At 67.4% G+C, this 24221-nt stretch carries 14 protein-coding genes; 10 read left to right on the plus strand and 4 right to left on the minus strand.

Going from position 1 to position 24221, the window contains the following annotated elements; translation table 11 throughout:
• Positions 1-223 precede the first annotated feature (223 nt).
• On the plus strand, positions 224-2446 hold the full coding sequence (locus WMF44_RS12785; protein WP_437299406.1) for a substrate-binding domain-containing protein: 2223 nt from the start codon (positions 224-226) through the stop codon (positions 2444-2446).
• A gap of 268 nt (positions 2447-2714) precedes the next feature.
• Positions 2715-5486 (plus strand): protein kinase domain-containing protein, encoded by a 2772-nt coding sequence (locus tag WMF44_RS12790; protein ID WP_437299407.1) that lies wholly within the window; start codon positions 2715-2717, stop codon positions 5484-5486.
• Between the two features lie 334 nt (positions 5487-5820).
• On the opposite strand, the gene WMF44_RS12795 is transcribed toward WMF44_RS12790, so the two are convergent.
• Positions 5821-6861 (minus strand): DUF1835 domain-containing protein, encoded by a 1041-nt coding sequence (locus WMF44_RS12795; protein ID WP_437299408.1) that lies wholly within the window; start codon positions 6859-6861, stop codon positions 5821-5823.
• A gap of 1018 nt (positions 6862-7879) precedes the next feature.
• Between WMF44_RS12795 and WMF44_RS12800 the strand changes: the two genes are divergently transcribed.
• Positions 7880-8413 carry a hypothetical protein gene (locus WMF44_RS12800; protein WP_437299409.1) on the plus strand — a complete coding sequence of 178 codons (534 nt, stop codon included), beginning with the start codon at positions 7880-7882 and terminating at the stop codon, positions 8411-8413.
• A 317-nt stretch (positions 8414-8730) separates the two neighbouring features.
• Here the strand turns inward: WMF44_RS12800 and WMF44_RS12805 are convergent, their stop codons facing one another.
• Genes WMF44_RS12805 through WMF44_RS12815 form a run of 3 tightly spaced genes read right to left on the minus strand, consistent with a single transcriptional unit; the run spans position 8731 to position 12949 of the window.
• Positions 8731-10269, minus strand: coding sequence for a hypothetical protein (locus tag WMF44_RS12805; protein ID WP_437299410.1), 1539 nt, complete (start codon positions 10267-10269; stop codon positions 8731-8733).
• A gap of 37 nt (positions 10270-10306) precedes the next feature.
• Positions 10307-11941 carry a hypothetical protein gene (locus WMF44_RS12810; protein WP_437299411.1) on the minus strand — a complete coding sequence of 545 codons (1635 nt, stop codon included), beginning with the start codon at positions 11939-11941 and terminating at the stop codon, positions 10307-10309.
• A 15-nt stretch (positions 11942-11956) separates the two neighbouring features.
• Positions 11957-12949 carry a PEGA domain-containing protein gene (locus WMF44_RS12815; protein ID WP_437299412.1) on the minus strand — a complete coding sequence of 331 codons (993 nt, stop codon included), beginning with the start codon at positions 12947-12949 and terminating at the stop codon, positions 11957-11959.
• 349 nt (positions 12950-13298) lie between these two features.
• Between WMF44_RS12815 and WMF44_RS12820 the strand changes: the two genes are divergently transcribed.
• The 7 genes from WMF44_RS12820 to WMF44_RS12850 all read left to right on the plus strand — a co-directional run bounded on the left by WMF44_RS12820 (position 13299) and on the right by WMF44_RS12850 (position 23878).
• Positions 13299-14378 carry an RNA polymerase sigma factor gene (locus WMF44_RS12820; protein ID WP_437299413.1) on the plus strand — a complete coding sequence of 360 codons (1080 nt, stop codon included), beginning with the start codon at positions 13299-13301 and terminating at the stop codon, positions 14376-14378.
• 119 nt (positions 14379-14497) lie between these two features.
• Positions 14498-15385 carry a helix-turn-helix transcriptional regulator gene (locus tag WMF44_RS12825; protein WP_437299414.1) on the plus strand — a complete coding sequence of 296 codons (888 nt, stop codon included), beginning with the start codon at positions 14498-14500 and terminating at the stop codon, positions 15383-15385.
• 56 nt (positions 15386-15441) lie between these two features.
• Complete coding sequence (locus WMF44_RS12830) at positions 15442-16002, plus strand: RNA polymerase sigma factor (RefSeq protein ID WP_437299415.1); 561 nt, start codon at positions 15442-15444, stop codon at positions 16000-16002.
• Entirely contained in the window at positions 15999-16211 is a 213-nt protein-coding gene (locus WMF44_RS12835) for a hypothetical protein (RefSeq protein ID WP_437299416.1), read from the plus strand. Before WMF44_RS12830 ends, WMF44_RS12835 begins: the two co-directional genes overlap by 4 nt.
• 1711 nt (positions 16212-17922) lie before the next feature.
• Entirely contained in the window at positions 17923-18291 is a 369-nt protein-coding gene (locus WMF44_RS12840) for a hypothetical protein (protein ID WP_437299417.1), read from the plus strand.
• A gap of 1305 nt (positions 18292-19596) precedes the next feature.
• Positions 19597-23127: an NACHT domain-containing protein gene (locus WMF44_RS12845; protein WP_437299418.1), complete on the plus strand. Its 3531-nt coding sequence runs from the start codon at positions 19597-19599 to the stop codon at positions 23125-23127.
• Positions 23128-23446: 319 nt separating this feature from the next.
• Positions 23447-23878: a hypothetical protein gene (locus WMF44_RS12850; protein WP_437299419.1), complete on the plus strand. Its 432-nt coding sequence runs from the start codon at positions 23447-23449 to the stop codon at positions 23876-23878.
• Positions 23879-24221 lie beyond the last annotated feature (343 nt).

The following is a 24221-nucleotide window of genomic DNA, read 5'->3' on the forward strand; positions in this document are numbered from 1 at the left end:
TCCTCCCGGCGAACGCCACGTCAGCCCAACAGATTGGGCCAGTGCCCGAAGGCGCGCTGCTCGCGGTGAGCAACAAGGATCCTGTGCCGCGCACCATCTGGAAGTCCCCCGCGCTGGATCCATCTCCCGGCGCGTTCGCCCGCCCACACGCGCGCTCCTGCTCCTCGCGACCTCGCACGCCGCCGGGCGCCCGGTTCGAGTAGCATCCGGCCCATCCTCTTCGATGCCCGCGAGCCCGCAGCCCATGCACTCCCGCCCGACCACCATCGGCGTCCTCACGCCCTTCCTCGACGGCTTTTATTTCACCTCGGTCCTCAGGGGGATCCATCAGGCGGCGCAGGAGCGCGGCCATCGTGTCCTGGTGGTACGCGGCACGCCAGCGTACGTCCAGGCGCCCTCGCTCGCCCGGGATCAGGTGGACGGGTGGATCGTCGTGCTCGCCACGGATGGCATCGAGCTCCTCGCGCAGGCGCGTGTCCCGCTCGTCACGGTCAGCTCCTGCGCCCCCGAGGCGGGCTGTCCGACCATCATGCCGGACAACCGCGAGGGCGTCCGGAGCGCGGTGCGCCACCTGATCGAGCATGGACACCGGCGCATCGCGTTCGTCGGTTGCATGGATCAGGACGACATCCGCGCGCGCTTCGACGGTTACATGGAGACGCTCGTCGAGGGCGGGATCCCCTTCGATCCCGGCCTCGTCTTCGACGCCGACAACAACTGGCACTCCGGCGGTCAGCGCGCCGCAGAGGCGCTCATCGCGCGCAGGGGAGAGCTCACGGCCGCTGTCGTCGCCACGGACAAGAACGCGCTCGGGATGATGTCGGCCCTCCAGGCCGCCGGATACCGCATCCCCGACGATCTGGCGATCATCGGCTTCGACGACATCACCGACGCGCAGTGGTCGACCCCGCCGCTGACGACCGTGCGCCAGCGCTTCGACGCCCTCGGGGCGCTCGCGTACGAGCTCGTGCTGGCGCGGCTCGCAGGCCAGGTCGTGCCGTCCGGGCCCGTGCTCGCGCCGACCACGTTCGTCAGGCGGCGGACGTGCGGGTGCGACCCGCTCCATGGCTTGCTCCACGGCTTGCTCCACCGGAAGGGCGCGGCGCCCGACGACGACCTCAACGCCATCGAACGGCAGATGGTCGAGCTGCTCCTCCGCCTGCCGCTCCCGCCCGAGACGCCCCCGACGGCCGTTTGGCCCGGCGTCGCCGCCGTGATCGCTGGATATACCGCGGCGCTCGAGGGCGCCGCGCCCCCGCCCGCGGCCGCGATCGACGAGGCCTGTCAGCAGGCCGTCCGCCTCACGCCTGACGTGGAGAGCCTCATGGGGATCGCCCGCCTCCTCGGCCGGTCCGGAAAGCGACGCCGCGCGCGCCTGGACAGGGAAGCAGCGGAGTCCGCGGCGGAGCGAGCCGAGGAGTTCCAGGAGCGGCTGCGCCTCTCGCTCATGCTGGCTCGCGTCGAGACCGAGCGGCAGTTCGTCGACGATCTCGGGGCGCTCACGCGGTCCGATCACGAGGTGAGCCTCGCGCTGCTCGGCGGCACCCAGGAAGACTCGCGCTCGCTCTCCTGGCTCGACTCGACCGCCGCCGTCTGGGGCTGCCTCGCGCTCTGGGAAGACCCGGCGACCCGCGCGCGCCTCGTCATCGCCGGCGCCTACAGCCGCGATGGCAGCCCGACTCCCTCGCTCGGCGCCGTCTGCGCGCGGGAGGATTTCCCGCCCGCCGAGCGCTTGCCAGCGTCGACCGCCGGCGGCCCGTACATGGTGACGCTCCTGCCGATCCGCACGCTCCGCCACGACTGGGGGGTCCTCGCGATCGTCGGCCCGAGCTCGATCGAGGTCGCCGGCGACGAGGGCACCATCTCCATCTGGGGGGCGCTCCTCGGCGCCGCCCTCGAGCGGGACGCGCTCGTGCAGTCGCTCTCCGAGCAGCACGCGAGCCTCCAGGAGGCCTATCAGCGCGAGCGCGCCCTCTCGGCCGCGGTGCGCGAGCTCGGCTGCCCGCTCATCCCGCTCCTGCCCGGCGTGCTGCTCGTCCCGCTCGTCGGCGAGCTCGATGGAGATCGCGCCCGGCAGATGCTCGAGCGGGTGGTCGATGGGGTGGGCCGACACGGGGCGCGCTGCGTGTTGCTCGATATCACGGGCGTCCCGAGCATCGACGCCCAGGTGGCCCACGCGCTCGGGCAGACGCAGCGCGCTGCCTCCCTGCTCGGCGCCCGCGTCCACCTCGTCGGCGTGCGGCCCGAGCTCGCGATGCGCCTCGTCGCCCTCGATATCCACCTCGGCGATCTGTCCAGCCACCAGTCGCTGGCGTCCGCGCTCGATGACCTCGCGTCGACAGGAGTCCCATCGCTCCGCACGAGACGGAATGACGCGGCGGAAGCGACGCCGCGTTCGTCGCGCAACGCGACCTCGGATACGGGGCGTCGCGGAGGATGGGAGTGACGCTCGGCGCGTCGCGCTGAGCGCGCGCGCAGCGCCGTGGACCGCCCCACCCGCTGCGCGCCGCCCGCGCTGGTCTCGTCTGGGGCTGAGCACGTCTCGAACGTGCATGTCGTCTCCCACGGTGCTTGTCGAGCGCGCAACATGTGCGGGACATCGCGAGATGTTGCGAGCTCTTGCGAGCTCTTGCGAGCTCTTCAACGATGTGCCGTGTCTACCCGGGCCCCGCCCGCGCTGGACAGGGGATTCGCCGCCGGGCGATACTCGACCCATGCGCGTCGGTGACGTCGTCGGGGAGCGGTTCGAGCTGTTCGCGCTCGCCGGCTCCGGCGGCATGGGGGAGGTTTACCGGGCGCTCGATCGGGAGACCGGCGCCACAGTCGCTCTCAAGGTGGTGCTCGGGGCGGGCGCGCACGAGGCGCGGTTCGACCGGGAGGCAAGGTTCCTGTCGGAGCTCTCGCACCCTGGGATCGTGCGGCACGTGGCCCACGGGAGGACTTCCTCGGGGAGGTCCTATCTCGCCATGGAATGGCTCGAAGGAGAGGACCTCTCGCGGCGCCTCCTGCGCGGCCGCCTGACCGTCGAAGAGACGCTGACGCTCGGCGTGAAGGCCGCCGAGGCGCTGGCGGAGGCGCACGCCCGCGAGATCGTCCACCGCGATCTCAAGCCGAGCAACCTGTTCCTCGTGGGCGGGCAGATTGAGCAGGTGAAGATCCTGGACTTCGGGATCGCGCGGCGGCTCGACGCGACGCCGATGACGCTGACGGGGGTCACCCTCGGGACGCCGGCGTACATGGCCCCGGAGCAGGCGCGCGTCGGGCACAGCCCGCTCACGCCGCGCGCCGACGTGTTCGCCCTCGGCTGCGTGCTCTTCGAGTGCCTCGTGGGCGCCCCCGTGTTCGTCGGCGAGAACCTCCCCGCGATCCTCGCGAAGATCCTGTTCGGCGAGGTCCCCTCGATACGCTCGCTCCGCCCCGAGGTCCCCGCCCAGCTCGACGCGGTCGTCCACCTGATGCTCGCGAAGGACCCGGAGGAGCGCATCGCCGACGGCGCGACCGCCGCCGTGATCCTGAGCACCCTGCGGGCCGCCGGGGCCTCGGCGCGCGGGGCCGAGTTCGAGCGCCCCGAGGCGCTCACCTCGAGCGAGCGGCGGCTGCTCTCCGTGCTGGTCGTGGGGAGGGAGGCCACGCCGGCCACGGCCGACACCGCGCCGCTCGATCAGACGCTCGATGTGACCGTGGGGGCGCAGCTGCGGACGGTCGTGGAGGCGCACGGAGGGCACATGGAAGCGCTCGCCGACGGCTCCGCCGTGGTCGCCATCGTCGCGGGCAGGGACGCGACCGACCAGGCGTCGCGGGCGGCGCGCTGCGCGCTGGCGCTCCGGAAGGTGGCCCCGACCCGGCCGATGGCGCTCTCGACGGGCCGGGCGCAGCTGGCGAGGCAGCGGCCGGTGGGGGAGGCGATCGACAGGGCCGCGCGGCTGCTCGACGCGTGCGAGGCGAGGCGGGCCCACGCGCGGCAGCCCGCCCCGGGCGGGCCGTCCATCGCGATCGACGACGTGACGGCGCGGCTGCTCGGCGCGCGGTTCGAGGTGTCCGGCGAGGGCGAGCGGAGGGAGCTGCACGGCGAGCGCGACGTCGCGGGGAGCGCCGGGACGCTGCTCGGCAAGGCGTGCGCGTTCGTCGGGCGGGAGCGCGAGCTGCTCACGCTGACGACGCTCTTCACCGAGTGCGCCGAGGCGCCGATCGCCCGCGCCGTCCTCGTGACGGCGCCCCCCGGCATCGGCAAATCCAGGATCGCCCACGAGTTCACGCGCGCGGTCCGCGCGCACGACGAGCACGTCGAGATCTGGACCGCGTGCGGCGATCCGCTGCGCGTGGGCTCCGCGTTCGGCCTGCTCGGGCAGGCGATCCGCTGCGCGTGCCGCATCCAGGACGGCGAGGCCACCGCGGTCCGCAAGCAGAAGCTCCTCGGGCGCGTGGCGCGGCACGTCCCCGGCCCCGATCGCGAGCGCGTGGCCGTGTTCCTCGGGGAGATCGCCGGCGTCGAGCTCGAGGGCGAGGAGAGCGCGCTGCTCTCCGCGGCCCGGGGGGACGCGGAGACGATGGGGCGGCAGATGCGCCGCGCCTGGGAGGACTTCCTCGCCGCCGAGACGTCGGCGCGCCCCGTCGTGCTCGTGCTCGAGGACCTGCACTGGGGCGATCTGCCGACCGTGCGCTTCGTCGACGCGGCGCTCGGCTCGCTCGGCGAGCTGCCGTTCTTCGTGCTCGGGCTCGCGCGCCCCGAGGTCCACGAGATGTTCCCGGCGCTCTGGAGCGGGCGCGCGCTCAACGTGATCCACCTGACGCGGCTGCCGCGGAAGGCCTGCGAGCGCCTGGTCCGCCACGCGCTCGGCGACGACGTGGACGCGGAGACCGTGGCGCGCCTCGTGGCGCACGCGGATGGCCACGCGTTCTACCTCGAGGAGCTGATCCGCGCCGTGGCCGAGGGGATGGACGACGCGCTGCCAGAGACGGTGCTGGCGATGGTCCAGGCGCGGCTCGGGGCGCTGGACGGCGAGGCGCGCAAGGTGCTGCGCGCGGCGAGCGTGTTCGGCGACGTCTTCTGCAAGGGGGAAACAATTTCCACACGCAAAAACAATGCTGAGTGGTTTCGAGCAGTTATCGGCTGTGCCCGGCATGGGCGGCGGCTAGCGGGCGGACGCCGTGGAGGCTGCGCGCGGGCCATCGGGGCGCGCCCGTACGGTCCCGGCGGTCGCGGGTCGTCAAGGGCGCGGCTTCGGATCGCTGCGCCTGGGGCACGCGTTCGGGGCTGCGCGATAACACGGTCGTTCACCATCCAGCAGCTCAACGAGGAGGAACTCGGCGCGGCCGCCGTTGAGTACATGGCGCCGGAGCCGATCGGCGTGGTCCCTCGCCGCGGCGCGGGCGTCGGTCGGGGGGCCGCGCCACGCCTAGCCGACGTCGAGATCCCCGGGCACGAACTCGGAGGGCCGCGGTCGTCCACTTGGGCACGCTCAGGGCCGTCGCAGATGTCGAGGTGAACGTCGGCCAGCTCTGTGCAGTGGCTCTCCACCTGGCCGAGTGCAGGAGCGACGCTGGCAAAGGGCGAGCGTGGCGCCGTCGCCCATCTGGCCGAGTACAGGAGAGGCGCCAGCGACGAGGCGCGCGGGCGCGAGCTCGGCTCCTCTCCGCCGCTGCGGTCGTAGAGGTCGAAGCGCATGCCGGGCAGCACGGTGCGGCCACCATAGTCAAGCGGAATAGTCGCGGCGCTGCGAATTTACGGCGAGAGCCGTTCGCCAACCAATCGGTTGACGAACACCTCGAGGGAGGTGCGTTCCGCTGTCAACGGATGTGCAGATACGTCGATCCTAGTCCTCACAACCGAGCCAGCCCACCATGTTCGAGCAACACCCAGGGGGCTGAAGTCGAGTACGCCTCGATCCCAGCCATGGGCAAACTAGGTGCGTCCGCGAGGCGTTCGAGGCCTTCTCGGAGCTTCATACCACGTTCGGTGAGCCGATAGACGAACGACTTCATTGGAAGGCCCGGCTTCGGGCCAGGCGCGCGCTCCACAGCCGCGCTCGAGTCGTGGTCTGCCCACTGCTCCAGACGGTCTACCAGGAACATGTCGCCTGTGCAGGAAAGAAGCTGCCACAGATCCATCCCCAATTGCGATTTGTGGACGGCTACGGCAACAGGAGTTTGCCACTCCGCCGACAGAAGATTCAGTATGAGCTCGTCGAATCGACTGAGGCGTAAGGCTCTTTGGGTGGTCAGTATTGGAAGGAATGAAGACAGCAGCGCCCACAATGGGGCGAGCTCTGGAAAACCTTTGACGCCACGGGCGCAGCTTTGGGCGAAAGGTAAGGGATTCGCATCGGCGTATAAATCCCAGAGTCGGACGGCACGATTGTAGCGTTCGCGCGGCCAGGGGCGAGCTTTGCTGAGGCGCTCGAGAAGAACCTCGTCAGGATGATCGGACACTGACGCGGAGCAGTCGAACGGTGGCATCGGTTTCCCGGGAATCTTTGTGTGTACTGGATCAAAATCGAGGATGAGGACGTCACGGTACGCGAACCCCAGGTGGCGCAACCAACTACAGGCCCTCCAGAGGTTTACCCGTTCGTGGAGACTCGATGATGCCCACAATACAACGGGAAGATCCCAGTGGACATCCGATGAATAGAGCCGGTCCCATTCTTTGCCATAAGGGTCTTTGTTAGAAGACTCTTCAGGCGAAGAACACCACGCCTCACGCGTCCGGGCATGCTCCATGGCATCCAGGCGACTCGGCCCGATGGTAAGGCGATCGGCTGCGCGCACGACGTTGGTTGCGCCGATCTCCAGCAGCCGATCTGTTGTCCGCGTGTCGAAGGCTACATGCGTGGCCCCACGAAGAGTGTTAGAGGTCGTCATGTTTAGTAAAATCCACACTTGTGGCACTCTGCGGTTGGGTAAGGCTCATCCCGTTGGCAGAAGTCACGACAAACGGCGCAAAGTGACTTTTTCGGGTCGATCAGACGCGTGCAAGGCCACCCCTTGTCCTCGCAAGCATCGTACATGTCGGTGCATCTGGAAACTCGTGAGCATCCTGCCAACAGTTCAGACGATTCTCCCCCAACGTCGTCACCGTTTCGGAACCCGTCCCCCGTAGCTGCTGACCCCGGTGGGTATGGGTCTCCGGCCCCTGTGCCTTCCGTCCCCCTAAGATAGCACTCGCCCATGTCGTAGTTGCACGCCCACACCATGAGACCGAGAGGAACAAGAACAGGGATCGCCTTCAATTTCAGCCTGTGGCGCATGCTCATCCTCCAAGTTTTTCCAGATGCGTGTGCGGAGGGGCGGCGTCAACTGTGATTCAGGGCATGGATTGCGTCCCTGCGGCTACGGCTTGTCAACCTCGCCCCGGTCCGAAGCCGAGCTCGAGCTGAGCGCAGCGGGTTGCTCATCGTCGCGGCCGAGCTGGGCGCGGACCATCGGAGGTCGAGGCGCACGTCGGCGCGGCCTTGAGCCCTGAGCCTGCTCGGCGCGTTGTGACGCCCGCGGCGGGAGTTCTCGAGCGTGAGCGCGGCGCAGCCCCCTTGGTGGGGCGCGGAGGTCGAGGCGGACGGACGCCAGCGAGCGCGGCGCGATCTCCGTCCACCTGGTCGAGTTCGGGCGCGGCGCCAGCGACGAGCAGCTCGAGCGCGAGTTCGGTGCAGCCCCCCCGCGGCAGGGCGCGGCGGTCGAAGCGGACGCCGACGACGGCTGGCGACGAGGAGCGCGGGCGCGAGCGCTACGTAGCCCTTCGCCGCGGCGGTGCGGCCGTCCGGGACGCGTCGACCCCAGAGCATGGGGATCTGCTCGCCGAATTTCTCTTTGACGCCCACGTCATGCCCAGAAAGATCGTGCGCGCTCTCATATCGCCTGTCGCGGCTCGGCCAGGGCTTCCACCATGTCCATGCGCTTACTCGGCAAGATCGGCTTGTTCTACGTCGGTGCGCTCGTCGTGGTTCCGGCACCGGCCCAGGCACTCGAGTTCAACGGCGGCGTGAGCGTGGGCGGGATCCAGATCGGGACCGAACCCAGGCTTGCCGTGAGCCCCTTCGCCGGATGGCTCTGGCGCAGCGAGGGGGACCTCCGGCTCGAAGTCCACAACATGCTCAGCATCGTTCCAGGGGCAGGTATCGGGGTCTACGATCGAACGGCGGTCACTCTTGGGTATGCCACGAAGACAACCACCGCCAGCCTCGGGCCGTCCCTGGCGATCTACTCGATGCCGGTGTGTGGTGCCGTGATCTGTGACCGCGTGGTGGGGGTTGCCCCAGGCGGCCGCGCCCAGTCCGACTGGTACTTCGCCGGGCCCTTGGGCGTGTCCACCAGCGTCCATGTGGACTGGGCTGGCGGCAGTAGTCGCGTTCTCCCGGGAAGTCTGGTCGTGATGTTGACCACTGGACCAATTTGGAGATTCGAGGTGAAGTCGAAATGAACAGGCTGGCTATTCCCTCCGGAGCTTGGTAATGAGGTTGTGCCGGACCTGGCGATGGACTGGGCGTTGATGGGCGAGGCGACGATTTACGTGTGCCTCTTCTCAGACGTCTAGACTTGGGTGGATCCGGGGTAGCCCTTCCCCGGGGCGTCCGCCGTCTGCGTGAACGGCGAGAAGCTCGAGGCGAGCTCGGCGGCGCCCCCCCTCCGGGGCGGCGCGGCTCCATGGACGTCGAGGCACACGTTGGCCAGCAGCTTGCCTACAAAGTGGGGGGGATGCGTTGAAAGCCTCGCCGTGCTTCCCTGACGTGACTGCGGCTACTCAGGAAAGCGAAGCGTCTCGTGCCTCTCGCCGCTCGGCCCCGTCGTCGTCGTGCCATCGTGGTTCCAGCTGGTTCCGCCCGTGCCCGGCGGTCCGATCTCAAAGGTGACGCCCTCGAGCGTGAGCTGATCCTCGTCGAGGTAGGCGACGCCGATCGAGTCGCCGCCGCGCCCGGGGCCGCCGTAGCCGCCAGGCCCTCCCTGGCCGCCACGTCCGCCCATGCAGGCCTGAAAGACGTCCAGCAGGTCGGCGCCCGGTGCGCCTCTGCCTCCTTCGCCGCCCTCCTGGGGCGGCCCGCCGTCGCCGCCCGTGCCGCCGTAACCCGTCGTGATCATGCTGTCGCGCACGGTCAAGCGGGCGTGAAGCGCGACGACGCCGATCGCCGAATGAGCATTCGCTCCCCCGCGGCCCCCTCGACCACCACAGCCGCCGGCCCCGCCCGAGCCTCCTCCCGCGCCTCCTTTGGCGGCCACGCCGCACATGGTGAGCCCGCCCCGTCGACCGCCGCCGCCGCCGCCGCCTTGGCCCGGCGTGCCCCAACTCCCCTCGGCCCCCGTGTCGCCCTCCCATCCTGTCTCGGTGAGGCGCCCGATGCCCTCGCCAGGCGCGCCCTGTGTTCCCGGCGCCCCGGGGCCCCCGTCGGATCCGTCGTAGCAGCGGACATTCTCCTGCTCCGCGGTACCACCGATGCCCGAGGGCGACGGTTGTCGCTCCGAGGCGGGCTCACCGTCGTCGCCATCGTCGGCGCGGTCGGGCAGCCCGTCCCCTCCCTTGCCGCCGATGCTCGTGAGCCCGCTCTCGCACCGGTTCACGGCCGCAGCCCCGCCGGCGACGATGGCCGCCGAGCACGCCTCCGCAGCGAACATGCCGTCCGGTCCGACGGGTGGGCTGTACAGGGGCCACTTCTCGCCATCGCTGCCCGCCCTTCCGCTGTTCACGCGGATCTCGCTCCGAAGGATCTCCACCACCGTGTTGGACCGAACGATCATGCCAGTCGCGCTGGCCACTCGGAAGTCGAGATCGGCGAGCGTCGAGACGCCGTCCGCTGCCCCCTGGTCCTCCTGGCCCGCGGGCTCGATCGTCAGCGGGGTACCGTCGAACTCCCTGTAATTGAGCATGGACCGCGGGCGCTGGGAGTCGTGCACCCATGTCCGACAGTTGAAGCCGCCGAGGATGTCCACGCCAGAAGGCAGCGAGATCGGATCCTCCTCGAAGATCTCGTTGCAGAGGAACACTCGCCCTCGTCCAGCACGCGCGAGCTCGATGGCATGCTGGATGGTGTAGACGGGCTTGTCCTTCGTGCCGGGGTGCCTGTCGTCGCCGCCACCGAAGTTTCCGGCGACGAATACGCCGCAACCGCTGTCGAGGATACCGGCGGCGATGTGCTCGATGCAGACCGACTCCGGGGGCGGCTCGCCATCGCACGAGGTGCCCTCGCAAGGCGCGCCAGCGTCATTCACATCGGGCACAGTTCCGCAGCCGGTCGCCCACGGTGACACCAGAAGGAACAGGGTAGCGGCGGTCATCTTTCTCATGTGCGTCTCCTGAGGCGTGCCGCCAGAAGCGGGCGGCTCATTGAGGCGGTTCGGGATCCGGCGCATCGAACCTGTACCAGAACAGCACAGGCCCCGCTCGCCCCTGGCCTGGCGCGTCGTCGGTGGCAGCATTTTCAGGGCGGCCACCCTGACCAGGTTGTCCGGGCAAGACGGTCGCATCCTCTAGAAGGTTCACGGAGGCGCTCATGGAGGCGATTCCGAAGGACGCACCGCCGAGTCCGCCGCCGCCGTCGCCCCCGCGACCGCCGTTGCCTCCGGTTCCACCGTTACACGCGGGCAACATGTCACCTAAACCCGCAGGGCGCCTGCCACCGTAACCGCCCATTGACCCGCCACCGCCAGGTTGGCCCGTTCCGCCGACGCCACCATTGCCGCCCTTGCCTCCGAGGACCTCGCTGGCCTCGACCGTGAGGGCGCTCCCCTGCAATGCCACGATCCCGATGCTCGCGCCGCCGTAGTCGCCCCCATCGCCTCCCTTTCCACCGCAGCCGCCGCTGCCCCCTGATCCTCCGGCGGCGCCACCCTGAGGTCGGCCTGTCGGACACGCGAACGTGAGGCCGCGCGATCTGCTGCCGCCACCCCCGCCACCGCCCTGGCCGACGCCGCCCCGCTTACCGTCCCCCCCGCGGACGCCGATCCATCCGTCAAGGCCCAGGCGGCCAACGCCAACCGCTCCGGCAGCGTGCTCCGCATCGGCGCCGTGTGCTCCGCGGCCCCCATTTGTGCACGGCATGCTGGATGCGCCGCTCCCAGCCAGGCCGCGGTTGTCCGGACTGCCGGCCGGCTCCGGCAGCCCTGAAGCACCATCCCCGCCGTTCTCCATCCCGCCGTCTCCGCCGTACCCGCCCGTCGACTCGATCCCATCGCCGCACACGGTCACGACCGGAAGGGCGCCCATCGGCTCGTCCGCGGTGCAGGTGTCCGCGCCGTCGTTCCCCACCACGCCGGCCTTCGCGCGGAAACTCGGCGCGTCCTCGCCCGGCTCCCCATCCTTGCCGTCGCCTGCGAGGATCACGCTCGACTGCACGATCGCCCTGGCCCCATGCTCCAGGATCATCGCGATCGACGACTTGCCATCCGCGGAGGCGTCGGCCGCCTCGACACGCACGCCGAAGATCACCGACGTCGCATCCTCCTCCGCGATGACCGCATCGTCGTCCCCCGCGATGACCCGCACCGGGATCCCCACGGGCGGCGCGATGACGGTCAACACGTTCTGCTCGTCGAGCGGCCCTCCATAGGACCAGTCGCCGCCGGCACACAGACGGCCGCCCCAGATATCGACACCCTGGGGGAGCGAGATGGCCTCCTCGAACAACCCGCCGCACGCGTACACGCGCCGGGTCGGCGCCTGGCCGTTGCGTCGAACGTGCGCGGCGAGGGCGACCGCGCGTTGCAACGTCCTCACCGGCGCGTCCTTCGTGCCGGCGCTGTTGTCGTCGCCCTCCTCGCTGACGAACACCCCGCATTCGTCGAGCGCCGGCGCCGTGGTGGGGTCGCCGTCGCAGAGAGACGTCGGCGGTGTGAGGCAGAGGCGTCGGTCGTAGCAGCTTTCGTCGTAAGCGCACCCGGAGAGGCCGCCCGCGCCGACCGTGGAGACGGTGCCTACAACCAACAGCAGCCGCATTCGTCGCGGTTCGAGAAGAGACATGTCTTGGCCCCCTGATCACCACGCGCCGTACGCAACGAGGCCGGCCTGTGTCGGCGCGACCGTCGGCACCAGCGCGACCCGGGCTTTGGTCGGTTCAGCCTGCAGTAAAGAGAAGTCCGTGAAGAACGAAGCCAGAGTCGCAGCGCCCACCACACCGCTCGTCACCACCATCGCCGTGCCGAGCCCGGCGAAGAGATCTCGCTCTCGTTGGAGACTCGTCAGCTCGGCGCACGCGGAGGGTTTCGGCGTTTCCCGACATACCCCTTGAGAGACGCCCACGGCGTCGAGCTTCGCGTTCCGCTCGTCCAGGTCTCCGTCGGCGGCCCTCGCACGAACCATGAAGACCGCACCGAGCGAGCCTGTCGCCAAGGTCAACCCGATACCGGTGATGCGCAGGGCGCCTGGCCAGGATGTCCAAGGGCTGGGCGGCCGGCCCCGCACGGCAGGCGACGAGCTCCTGGTCTTCGGCGTTTCCTTCGGTGAACCCGGCGCGCTCTCCGGAGCTTGGCTCACCGCCATACGCGCCAGCGGCATTCTGACGTTGTACGCCGTTGCGGCCACAGCCCCGAACTCATGGAACCCATCCAGGCGGCCCGGGGCGCTGGCCCGCACGATGCGCTGGCCGGGCTCCAAGAACAGCTTGTACGTCCGCGCGACCCGGCCTACCCACTTGCCGTCGACGAGCACCTCGGCATCCGGCGGATCGACCGAGAGCACGAGTGTCGCGACGTGCGATGTTGCCTCGCGCTCTCCTTTCTCGAATCGCAGCTGAAGCGCGAGCGGCAGCGCCGTGCGCTGCTCGAGGCTAAAGGCCAGGTGCTCGGCGGCATCGCGGTACTTGCGCAGCGCGAGCTCGCAGAGGCCAAGCTCGCCGGCGAGCTCCGCGCGCTCTCGCTCCGTGCTGGACGCCGGGTCTGCTGCCTCGAAGGCGGCCTTGTAGGAGGCGTATGCCTCGGTCCACTGCCCGGCGTTGCGCGCCCTGCGACCGCGGCGAACATGGTCCTTCACCGTTGCGCCGTCACGTGGTCCTGGCTCCGGATAGGCGTCCTCTGCGCTGGCCGAGCTCGCAGCGCCGGTTGCGGCGAGGAGCGCAGAGAAGAGCAGAGCGCGTGCGGAACATCGCATAGTTAGACGGTACTCGCGCCAGCCGCGCGGCGTCAACGGGAGCGAATCGATGCAAAGTGACCCTGGCAGTGGCAAATTGCGTTCGGGTGCGGCAATGCGATCGCCTGTTCGCGGCAGCGTAGCGAAGACTCGATCGCCTGAACGCATGTATCAGTGCTACCTGGTGCTACCAAAGTTGCCGCTCCTTGCACTTTCCTGCACCGTTTCGAGCGGCTCAGGGATGCTACCTACCGTGGGCAAGCCAGCGACCCATCTCCTCAGCTTCAACCGCTTCCGACGCCTGGCCAGGCTTCACGGCGTGCCGGCGCGCGACGCCGAGGACGTCGCGCAGAACGCGCTGCTGCGGGGATTGGAAGTGGCGAGGCGGGTCGAGCTGAGCGGCGATCCGGCGCGGTACTTCGTCACGATCGCCCTCAACGAGGCACGGAAGCACAGACGGAACGAGCGCCGCCGCGGAGAGGTGCTGACGTCGTTCGAGGAGCGCGATCCCCGAGACGAATGCCCCACGCCGGAGGAACTGCTGCGCTTGCGGCAGCAGGAAGAGCTGGCCCGGGACTTGCTCGATCGGGTCGGCCCCAAGGACCGGGATCTCTTGGTCAAGCACGAGCTGGAGGGGACACCGCTCTCCACGATCGCCGCCGAGCTGAACGTCCCGTTGGATACGGTGAGGGCGCAGCACCGCCGGGCTTGGGATCGACTCGTTGCGGCCTTCAAGCGGTGGACGGCCCAGCAACCCGCGCACGGTAGGGACGAGAGCGCCTGCGTCCCGCTGGTGCTCGGGCTGGACCGCCGTGCGTCGTGGACGGCCTGGCTGCGCCGGCTGGGCGTGAGGATCGTCGTGCAGGGTGCGTTCGTCGTGTTGAGCGGCGCGCTCCTCTCGGCGGTGCCGCCGCTTCCCAGCGCGGAATCGTGGCTGCACCCGGCGGCATCCAGCGCACCGGGACGCGCGCCCGCACCAGACGACGTCACGGCGCAAGGCTCACGTGACAGCGCGCCTTCCGCTGCCGCGCCCGCCGCGCCCGAGAGCGCGTCGCCGGCGGTGACAGGCGGCGCGCGCGCTGAGGCTGTGGCGAGCAGCACGCCCGCGCCCTCTGTGGCGACAGCACCTCGTATCTCGTCCCCGGGGCGCCCCGTGTGGCCAGCGGTCACCGCACGCGAGATGCGCCTGATCAGCCAGGCCCGAAGGGCCATTGAGGAGAACGACGGCGAGGGCGATCACGAGGCGCGCCTGCTGCTCGAAGCCCATGCGCGGGAGTTTCCGCGCGGTCGGCTCGCAGCGGAGCGCGAAGCGCTGTTCAGGCACATTCGCTGAATCGGCGGCCGTCGATCGACGGCGAGCTGACGGTGACGCTGAGGGTGTCTTCAGACCAGACAGCACAGGGCCGAGATCTGTCTTGCGTAGGAATGCTTACGTCCAGGAGGAGGATTGCTATGGAGGACATGCTGGGTGCGATGTGGCTCGTCTCGCCGCTCGGGCTCGCGATGATTGCCTGTGTCGCGATCGGCTTCGCGGTCACCGCGCGCGAAGCGCTGGGACGCGAGCGCGGCCTTCGCGAGGCGCGCGAGCACGCGCATGACGACGAGGAGGCAGCCCTCATCGATGCGAAGGAGCAGGCAGTGGGGGAGCGGGACCGATGCCGGCGCCTTCTGGACTGTCACGTCGACGCGGCGCTCGCGAAGCTGACAGATGCCCGCGCGCGCCCCGTCCCCTGGCCAGGAAGGGTCCTCGAGTCGTTCTGCGCGACGATGCCTTCGTGGAGAAGGAAGCTGGCCGAGAGCACGGGGTTGGAGCCGAGGGAGGTGGAGCGGTTGCTGAAGAGCGACCTTCCTATGACGCCCGGACTTGCCCGGCAGCTGGAGGCCTTCACCGGCACGCCGGCGCGGTACTGGGAGCGCCTCTGGCAGCTGCACCACGACGACCGGACGGACGCCGAGGAGACCGTGGTGATCCAGGTCGGCGAGCCCGTCACCAAGCGCGAGAGCGCGCCGCGTCCTGCGTCGTCGCCGGCGCAGAGCTCGACGCCGCCGACGCTACCTCCCCGCGCGCTCGACGTTCCTCCGCCTGTGGTGCCGTCGCCCGAGCTCGCGGCCATGAGCCCGCGCGCGAAGCTCCCGCCGCCGCCGCAGCCGCGCCTCAGGTCGCCGCTCCCTGTCCGCGCCGCCACGGGGAATGAGCCCGCCCGGCGCGCTGCCACGCTGACGAGCTTCCCGCTACAGCGTGACGAAGGCGGGCCGGGTTCCGCGAACATTGCCGATTGGGAGGACGTTGAGCGCTCTCCGCTGAACACGACACTTCCGGGAGTAGGGAGCCACGGGTGAGCGCAGCCGTGCCTCGCATTCATCATAGGGGGCGATTTCGCAAGGGGGGTAAAGTCATGGATTGTCCGGATGAAGGAGAGCGCGCTGCGGCGTACGCGCGCTTGTTTTGCCCGATGCTGGTTCGTGCGGTGTTGCTCTGGTTGGAGAGGATGGGGGTCCCTCAGTGCCAGCGTGGCGACGTCGCAGGCCAGGTCTGGCTCAACGCCTGCGAGAGCTGGCCCAGGTTCGATCCGAGACGCGGCAGGCCGGAGCGCTGGTTGAACGCGATCACCGTACACGTTGCCTCTCACTACCACGAGCGTGCGCGAAAGCGCAGGGAGGAATTGGTCAGTTCGATCGAGGTGCCTGATCCAGCGCCAGATGCTGCTGCTGTGATGGAGTCCGACAACGTCAGGGCCAGCACCATGGATGCAGTGAATGAGCTCGATCCGGTGCTGCGACTCGTTCTCGTGGCACACGATTTGGGCGGAGTTTCGATGGCCCAGATCGCCCAAGATGCAGGGCTGCCCCTCTCGACGCTTTACAGGCGACGCGCACGGGCCATCGGTGAGTTGCGTAATATCCTTATGCTTCGGGAAGCCGGCGAGATCTCTTCGCGGGGAGTGGGACTGCAATGAGCGTCAAGGGCCTGGTTGTTCACTTCCGGCGCGACCTGGATGACGACGAGGCGGAGCGAATGATCGACGCTCTGATGATGCTGAAGGGCGTCGCCAAGGTATCATCTGTCAAGGCCGGTTACGAAGACGAACTGAACCGGCAGCGGGTCAAGCGAGAACTGCTAAGCAAGATTGATGGGCTTTTGAGAGATGATGAGGTCCCGATCTAGCTGCCGACGAACCCGCGTCGTCGTGGTGTCGACGCAAAAGGCCCGCGGTGCCGCCATCGGGCCGCGCTCGCGGGCGACGCTGGCGCCCGGACGACGTCGTGCCGCTCCAGGCGTGCGCCTCTGATCACGATGCGCGAGCCGAGCGCGGCGAATCGGCATGTGGGTTCTACGCGCACATGCCAGGGGTCGCGCTGGCTTCCATTCCCACAAGAGATGGTGTTCACCGTGCGCAGTTGAAGCCGAGCGGACGCGAGGGAGCTCGGCGAGCCTGCGACGTCGGCCGGCAGCCCCATGGTCTCGTACGCGATCGACGGGTGCAGGGCCCCAACGTGGCGCCCGCGTTCAGCGTCGCCATGCGCGGCCCGGATCGGCGCGCGTGGACGTCCGCGCGCGAGGCGCCCTGGGAGACATTTTCTCGGGAGACAGTCGGAGGCGCCAAGCTGGCCGATCGCGCGCGCCATCGTCCGGTCTGCCCGGTCTGACGTGAAGGGCCGCCGCTGGCGCTTGGCCTCACGCCCGTCACGGGCGCGGGGAAGCGTGGGCGGCGTCACGGAGGCGCGCGCCGACCGCCGCGACGCCGGCCCGCTGGCGTGGCGATGTCGCCGTCCGTGCGCCAGCGTTGTCCGCCTCCCGGCTCGGCGTGGCGCCGTGGGCAGGACGGCGCTCGACGGCGTTGTCGGAGTGTTGGCGACCGCGCGGCTGGAGCTACACGACGTCGCCCATGCGTGGCCGTGCCGCGCGCGGGCGGCTCGTCGGAGCGCGCCGTGGGGCAGGTCGCGGTCACCGCACGCTGACGGCCGAACGCTTGGGGCTGCGCACGATGCCGCCCGTGCAGCAGCGTCGCCCGCCAGCGCGGCCCGACGACCGCGCGTCGGGGGCCGCCAGAGCGCGAAGGTAGCTGCTCCTGCCATATACAAACCTCGGTTGCTGTGCGTTTCGGGTTCGGGACGGAGCCTGAACGAGAGCCCGTGAGGAGGCCCGAAATGGTAATTCTGACGATCCGGTATCTCGTCGCGAGTTACCGGGATCTGGTCAGGTCTGGAAACCGCTCTGGTGTCGCGCAGTTAGACCGCTTCGAGGGAGCGCCCGAGGGGCCAATTTGGGGGGGTCGCGAAGGGGTCGATTTGGTAATTTTGCGCGGGGTCGGCTGAGGGGCTCCGGCGAGCCGCCCACCTCCGTTTTGTTGCGTACGCGTGCCACAGGGCGGCGCGCGACGGGCACGACCGCGGGGCGGCCTGACGCGGGGCGCGAACTCGGCGCACGGGGCCGCGGAGCTCGTCCAGGCGGGAGGCTGGCGCAGGCGCAAGGCGGAGCTCGCCCAGGTGGATGCCAGCGCGGCTCGCGACCGCGGCGCCGGGCGAGCTGGCCCCGCTCGACGGCCGGGCCGTGGGACCGCCCGGGGGGGGGGGCACTCAGCACACCGAGGTCACGTGATCGGGCCCCAGCGAACGCCAGTCAGGTCACGGTGCCATGTGAGAACCGGCGTCCTCTTGGTCGCACGCTACATCAGACTTTAATGCCGTCGCCCTCGCCAGGAGCCGACTCTTGTACTGTGCTTTAACGCTCTTTAAAGTTGAACGGAAAATGAAGGCTTCGCTCTGGCAGGTTTGTGGTTCGGTGCTTTTGTAGACGCATGAGCTCGCGGCGCTGGTACGAGCTCGCGTGCGGAGTTGTCCGCGCGCCGAGCCACATCCTGGAAGAGTGTTTCCAGATGAACAAGCAGACCCGGTGCCACCTGCGCGCGATCGCACGGCTGCACCCTGAGATCGGCAACCTGTGTGATGAGCTTGAAGCGCCCTGGAACGCCGTGCGAAGGATCGCGCACGCGCCGGGGGCGGCGGAGCAGTGGGAGCGCGCGGCGCAGGTGCTCGGTGAGCTCGTGGAGAAGCGCCGGGCGACGGCGCCGCGCCGGTCGAGGCTGGAGGCTGCGCGCCTGGAGGCGCTGAAGCGAATGGGACCGCCGATGGAGGGGGGAGGAAAACTTGCAAGCAGTCTGCGAGCCGCGTGGGAGGCGGCGGAGCGCGGGACGCCCGCGGTGCCAAGCCCACGTCCGGGCGATCAGCAGGCTCGTCTGCGGTGAGGCGCTGCCCGGCGGGAAGCGCGCCGGTCGAGCAGATGAAGCGGCGTCGCGTTGGACTTTCGCCGCGCACCTCTCCCGTGCGTGCCTATCGCGCCCGCTCGCCGATCCTAGTCAGGTGCCACGTCGCAGGGTCATGGGGCCACCCCGTTGCAGGGTCATGGGGCCAGGGGGAGACGACGTGATCGGTCTCGACCAAGCCCGAGACCGGGAAGCGTTTCGAGGTCCCCGGAGCCGGGCGCGAAGCGACCGGCGACGTCCGTCTTTTTTGGAGGGCCATGGGGCCACCCGGGTTCGCTGGTAGGCTCCGACGTAGGGGCCGCGACGCTCACGAGCAGGAAGGTCCACCCCGCCCCCGGTGCCCCTCGCGGTCACGTTGACGACGATGGGCGAGGCGCGCCGAGTGGAGCGAGGGGGTCAGCGGCGCGGCCCCGCGGCTCGACGTCACTGCCTCCACCAACTCGGCGCAACGCTGCAGCGAACGCGTTGCCCGATCGCTCAGCAGCGAAGGCTTGACATGCCGGGTTGGCCGTCGGCTACGCTACCTCCTCGCGATGCGCAAGAGGGGCATGAGGTGTGACCGCGGCTGTATCAGCGGTTCACGCAGGAGCAGCGGCCCGTGGGCCCGAAGGGTGAGGAGGGCGAGCTGGCCGCGATCGAGAACGGCCATGACCGCATCCTCCAGCGCGCGCTCCCGCTGCGGCTCGGCGGGCTGGCCGAGCGCACGCGCCTTCAAAAACTCGATGGGCCCTCATGCGACCGACGACGCCGGGCGCTCTGGCGCCTGGCGGTGGCAAGCGGCGGGGTCCAGGGCCGCCATCACCTGCCTGGTCGATCACCCGGTCAGACTTTCCGTAACCAGCGAGCCAGATTGTTCGGATACCATCATCGGAGTGAAAGCGATCAAGTTGCCGCGCCTGGAGCATCCCTCGAACGGATTTCGGTCGCATAGGGCGCGGCACTATCGGTACGGAACTTGTGCTGCGAGCAGCCGAGGCGTCGGCGACCTGGCGACGGGCATAGGTGTTTATGTACCGGCGACTTATCTCCGGATATGTGCTGATAGGTCGAGGACGTCGCTGCCTATCTCCGGGAACGCGAGCACAGGCTGCGTCGGGATGCAGTTTGTCCGCGGTAAACACGAAGACGGGCGCTGTGGCACACGACACGAGGCCGCGTGCCGCCTCCGCCGTCGCGAGCGATTGCCTCCGCGTTCGGCGGGCGGGGCCTCCGGGCAAGAACTCCAGAGCGGTGCGCAGCGGAAGGGCACTTGTTTTGACCGGGTCGAACACAGAGGCTTGAGGATCAATGGGTAAGCTCTTCGATCGGTTTCGTGATGTCTCCTGGAAGAACGAGGCCGACGTCGTTCACCGCTTTCTCTACCCCCTGTTGACTGAGGTTCTCGGATACCACGCCGCGGAAATATTGCCAGAAAATACTCTTCCCGCGCTTGACGTTCCGTTGAATCGCAGGCAGTCGACATCCACTCGTGCGTTGCACGCGCGCCCAGACTTTTGTCTGTCGCTGGATGGCGGCGCGACATTCGTCGGCGCCTGCGATGCAAAAGCGCCCGACGAGGAACTCACAAATCATCTCGATCAACTTCGCGCATACGCCAATGCTCTGACCACAACAAACGTTCTTCTTATTACCAATGGATCTCACTTGGCCGTGTATCATGCGAACACGGAACTCTTAAGAGCGGACAGTATAGAGGATCTCGATCTTAAGCTGGCCACACTTGTGCACCTACTTGGGCGCGATTCTGTTGAGAAGCAGTCGGAATGCACGCGTCTCACGACGCTTGCGAGCATCGCCCCCGCGCTCGCGTCGTATGTCGACGATGTCAGGCGACGGAACGCGGTAGATATTTCGGACTTCCGGCCGTACCTTCGCAATGTCGTCGGCGCCGGACCTGGGTTGATGCTCCACGGAACACTCCAAGCGGCGCTGAAAGGTGCGCGAGCAACGGTTCCGGCGCAGCTATTACACTCCTTCCGAGAATTTGACAACAATCGGTCTCCAGCAATCTTGTACCGTGACATTACTCGGTCTGACGATTTTCGCCCGGTGCTTATCATTGGGGATTCTGGAATAGGCAAGTCACAAGTATTAATGCAGATTTGTCACGATCAGGCTGAGCGCTGCCTTGACGCTGACACTAACTCCGTTCCTCTCGTAATCAAGCTCGCCCATTATACGTCTGGAATGGGTGTCGAGAATTTGATACTCAGAGCTATAGCCAAAGCGGGGGTTCGGTCATCTCACGAGCGGCTCCACGAGCTGCTCTCGCAAGGTCGGCTCACGCTCATGCTCGATGCCTTCGACGAGATTTTTGAGTCTGACATTGCAGTAATTGAGCGTGAGCTGCGCGCGCTCATCGAATCCTTCGGTCGCACGCGAATCGTTATGACCACCAGACCATTTAGAGTGCCTCGACTCGGGGCAATGCGTCGATATTCGATTATGGATCTGGATGCGGAGCATGTTAGCCGATTTGTTGACGCTCAGATTCCGGAGCGCGCCTCGGAGTTTCACTATAGCATAAAGAAGTATCGGCTTGAGCGGGTTGCGTCGAACACATTGGTTCTGACGCTACTTGTCGCTCTGGTGGCTCATGGACGGGAGGTCCCACCGACCAGAATGAGGATTCTCCGTGCCATTGTCGAAGAAGTTCGTGCCGCGGAAGAGGAGAAGCCGAAACGGTTTCAGGCATGCATTCCGTGGTCAAAAATAGATCTCGTGCTCTCAAGGCTCGCATTGGAATCGTTCCTGTTGGGCGATGCCTATAACTTGCCGTCGGACGCGGTGCGCCGAATCCTGTCTGCGTGCCTCGTAGAGCTCGAAGCGGCGCGTGATATCGATTCTGGTATATCTGTTGGCCAACTCGAGGCCGCGCTCGTGTCGACGGGATTCGTGGCCCGCGAATCTGGTGGGCTCGTCTTCTGGCATCGTGCTTTTCTCGAGTACTTCGCAGCTCGTGCCGCCAGCGTACAGTTCGACGACGGTTCGTTGATGCTCGCGAGCGTAATCTCCCAAGCGAAGTGGGTGGCCATCCTTCCTGCGGCAATTGCTGCGTCGAAGCGTTCTAGCGCACTTGCCCTAGAGGCGGCCGGCGCTAACGCACTGATTGCGCTCGAAGCTCTCGCTGAGATGGATGGGCACGGAAACGCGCCAACATCGCTGATCCTTGAGCGCGCAACACCGCTCTTTTCGTCCAAGTACGCAGATATTCGTCGGAATGTCATGGACGCGGTGTCGCTCGTCCGAGGTGTGGACGTCGATGGTTTCGTCGCCAATCTTCTAAACGCACCGAGCTTAGGCGTGAGGATGTGGGCGCTTGTGGAAATTGTGCGCCGGCAGGTTCCTGGAGCACGCGGGTTAGTCTACGACCGTTTGGAATGGAATGAATTTGATCATGATTCCTTTCGTGGAACCTATGAAGTCGTTTTCGATGCGCTCGGTGAGCTTGGCGATCGAGAGGCGCAGAAGACACTTGTGTCGACCTGGAAAGCACGTCCTGAGGGTTGGATCAGTGCTCCGATTTCGCGAAAGCTCGCGACGCTGGCGCGACGTGGGCTGGATCGGGACGTGATTGATGAGTTGATTGCCTGGTTCGAGAGTGACGATATTGAATACCACAAGCTCGACGATCTCAAGCATGTGCTCAAGGAGCTTGGGAGTGGCCTCGTAGCGGCCAGTGCCGTTCGGCGGCTTCAACGCCCGCTTGCGGGGCCTGATTTCTCAAACCAACAAGTTTACATTGACCTTGCGGCGTCGATCGATGATGCAGGTGTCGCCTCGTCATTCGCGGACCACGTTGAGGATAGCAATCTGCCGATGTCGGTCAGGCGGAGCTTTGCCTACGCGCTCGCCAACTCGCAGGCGAGCGTTCCGCTCGACGTGTTCCTCCGACTTGCAGAGCACCCCAATGACCTGATTCGCGCGGAGGCTCTCTCGGCATTGGGGCGATTCGCATTTCGTGATGTCGAACAGGTGATTGATCGCGAGCTGCGAAAGCTTCGATCGACGCACGCCGATGGAGAGGGGCACCCCGATCGGATTCAGCACGCCGTCGTTCGCGCGTTGACTGCTCAGGGTCGATTGTCGATTATTGTTCGTGAAACCTATCGCCCGCGAGTTCTCTACCGTTTCGCCTTCTACTCGATTGTCCGGGCCATGGGGCAACAGAATATTGTGGAGCTTGTGCCGCTGGTGAGGGCCTTTGTGCCCAACGTGAAAGATACACGTTTGCTGGCGAGCATCGCGTTAGCCCTGGGTGAGGTCGGTGAGATAGACGAGGCACGGGCTCTACGCGACAGAATTCTTGCCGGAGAGCGCGAGCCGTATACCGAGAGTGATCTGATCTCGGGCTGTCATCGGCTGCCTTCCCCCGAGGCACTCGAATGGCTTGAGATGACTTGGCGGGCAAGCGCATCGCCGCGCGAGAGCATGCATGGATTCATGGAGCGCCAGTATGTTGAGGCACTGGGCCGGATCGGTACAGTTGGGGCGCGCACGATCCTCATGCAGCGAATTGAGCAGGTAACCGATTCGTGGGATGTCTTATTAGACCTTCACTCTATCAGTGAATTGGCGATCCCGGAGCTGGAAGAATGGTTGCTTGGATTGCTCGACGGATCCAGTCTCCCAGGTAGAGATGCTCGTTGTTGGGTCATCAGCATTCTAGGTCGTGTCGGGACACTGCGGTCTGCTGCAGTGCTTTTGCCGCTTCTGAAGCATCCCGACCCGGACATCCCTCAGGTTGCATTCCGCGCTATTCGCGATATTCGCGCGCGAGGCGGGGAAGTTTGGTTAGGTGACGAAGATCTGACGTAAGTCTTGGAGCCTGACATAGAACTGAATTCCAACAACCGGGGGTATTGGCGAACTGATGAGCTCTCATGAGACCGACGACGCCGGGCGTGCGGGTGCCGCGCCGCGGTGTGGTGCAAGGGCCATGCCTGCCGTGTCCAGTCGGGTCGTCTTGCCAGAGCTCCTGAAGGCAGAGTCATGGATGGATGCGGCTCAGGTCCGATGGGTCGCACGAGTCCCCAGTCCCGCGCACAGAGCTGGTTCTCGCCTCCTACTCTTGCTGTCTGTCGGCGGGTATCTAGCCCTAAGGTCGACGAGTGTCGAATCACTTGCTCTCCCCATTGTGCTATTCTCCGCGTGCGCTGCCGGCGCGCTGAGACATCACGTTCTATTTCGGCAGGCGGAGCGCGATCTGGTTTACCCGGACGTTCTGTATTTTCGTGTATTTGACGATGATCGGAAGGCCACTGAGAATCCATTTTCGCTGTTGCACGTGACCTATCTCACGTTGGTGTCGATTGCCGGATTTATGGCATTTCAGCCGCCGCCACGGACGGAGCGCGAACGATACGGCGATGCGCGAAACCTCACTGCAACGGCTGGAAGCTACGTCCTGCGCACGAGAAGCGACAGTGACTGGCAAGGTTCGGTTCGTACGTTGCTGCGGTTTGCGTCTTGTGCTGTCATCGAGGGGCACGCATGGTCGCACAGCCTTCAATGGGAGGTTGAAGCGGCCATTGATATTCTCGGCCCGAGAAAAGTTATTGTTGTGTAGCCGCTCCGCCGAGCGCGTTCCGAAGCGTGCTTGTGGAAGGCGGCCCCGTACGTAGAGTCGCGGTGCGATGACGGAGCGACGGAGCGGGGACGCAGGCGTCGAAGTCCCGAGCCTGACGACGGCGGTGCTGAAGCTGTCCGCGCCGCATGTCGCGTGGCAAGGCCGCGAGGACGTCCCCGCCCGCGCGAAGGGGCGCCCGCGTCGCGCCGCCGGGCAGCAGGAGCGCTCGGGAGCGGCGGAGGCCGCCGACGTGCGACGCCGCAAGAGCGCCGCCCAGCCGTCCGCGGAGGAAGTGGGCGGACGGCGGCCGACGCGAGGCGCGGACAAGCAGCGCCGAAGCGAT

This window comes from Sorangium sp. So ce426, from assembly GCF_051475585.1.
GTDB classification, from domain to species: Bacteria; Myxococcota_A; Polyangia; order Polyangiales; family Polyangiaceae; genus Sorangium; species Sorangium cellulosum_B.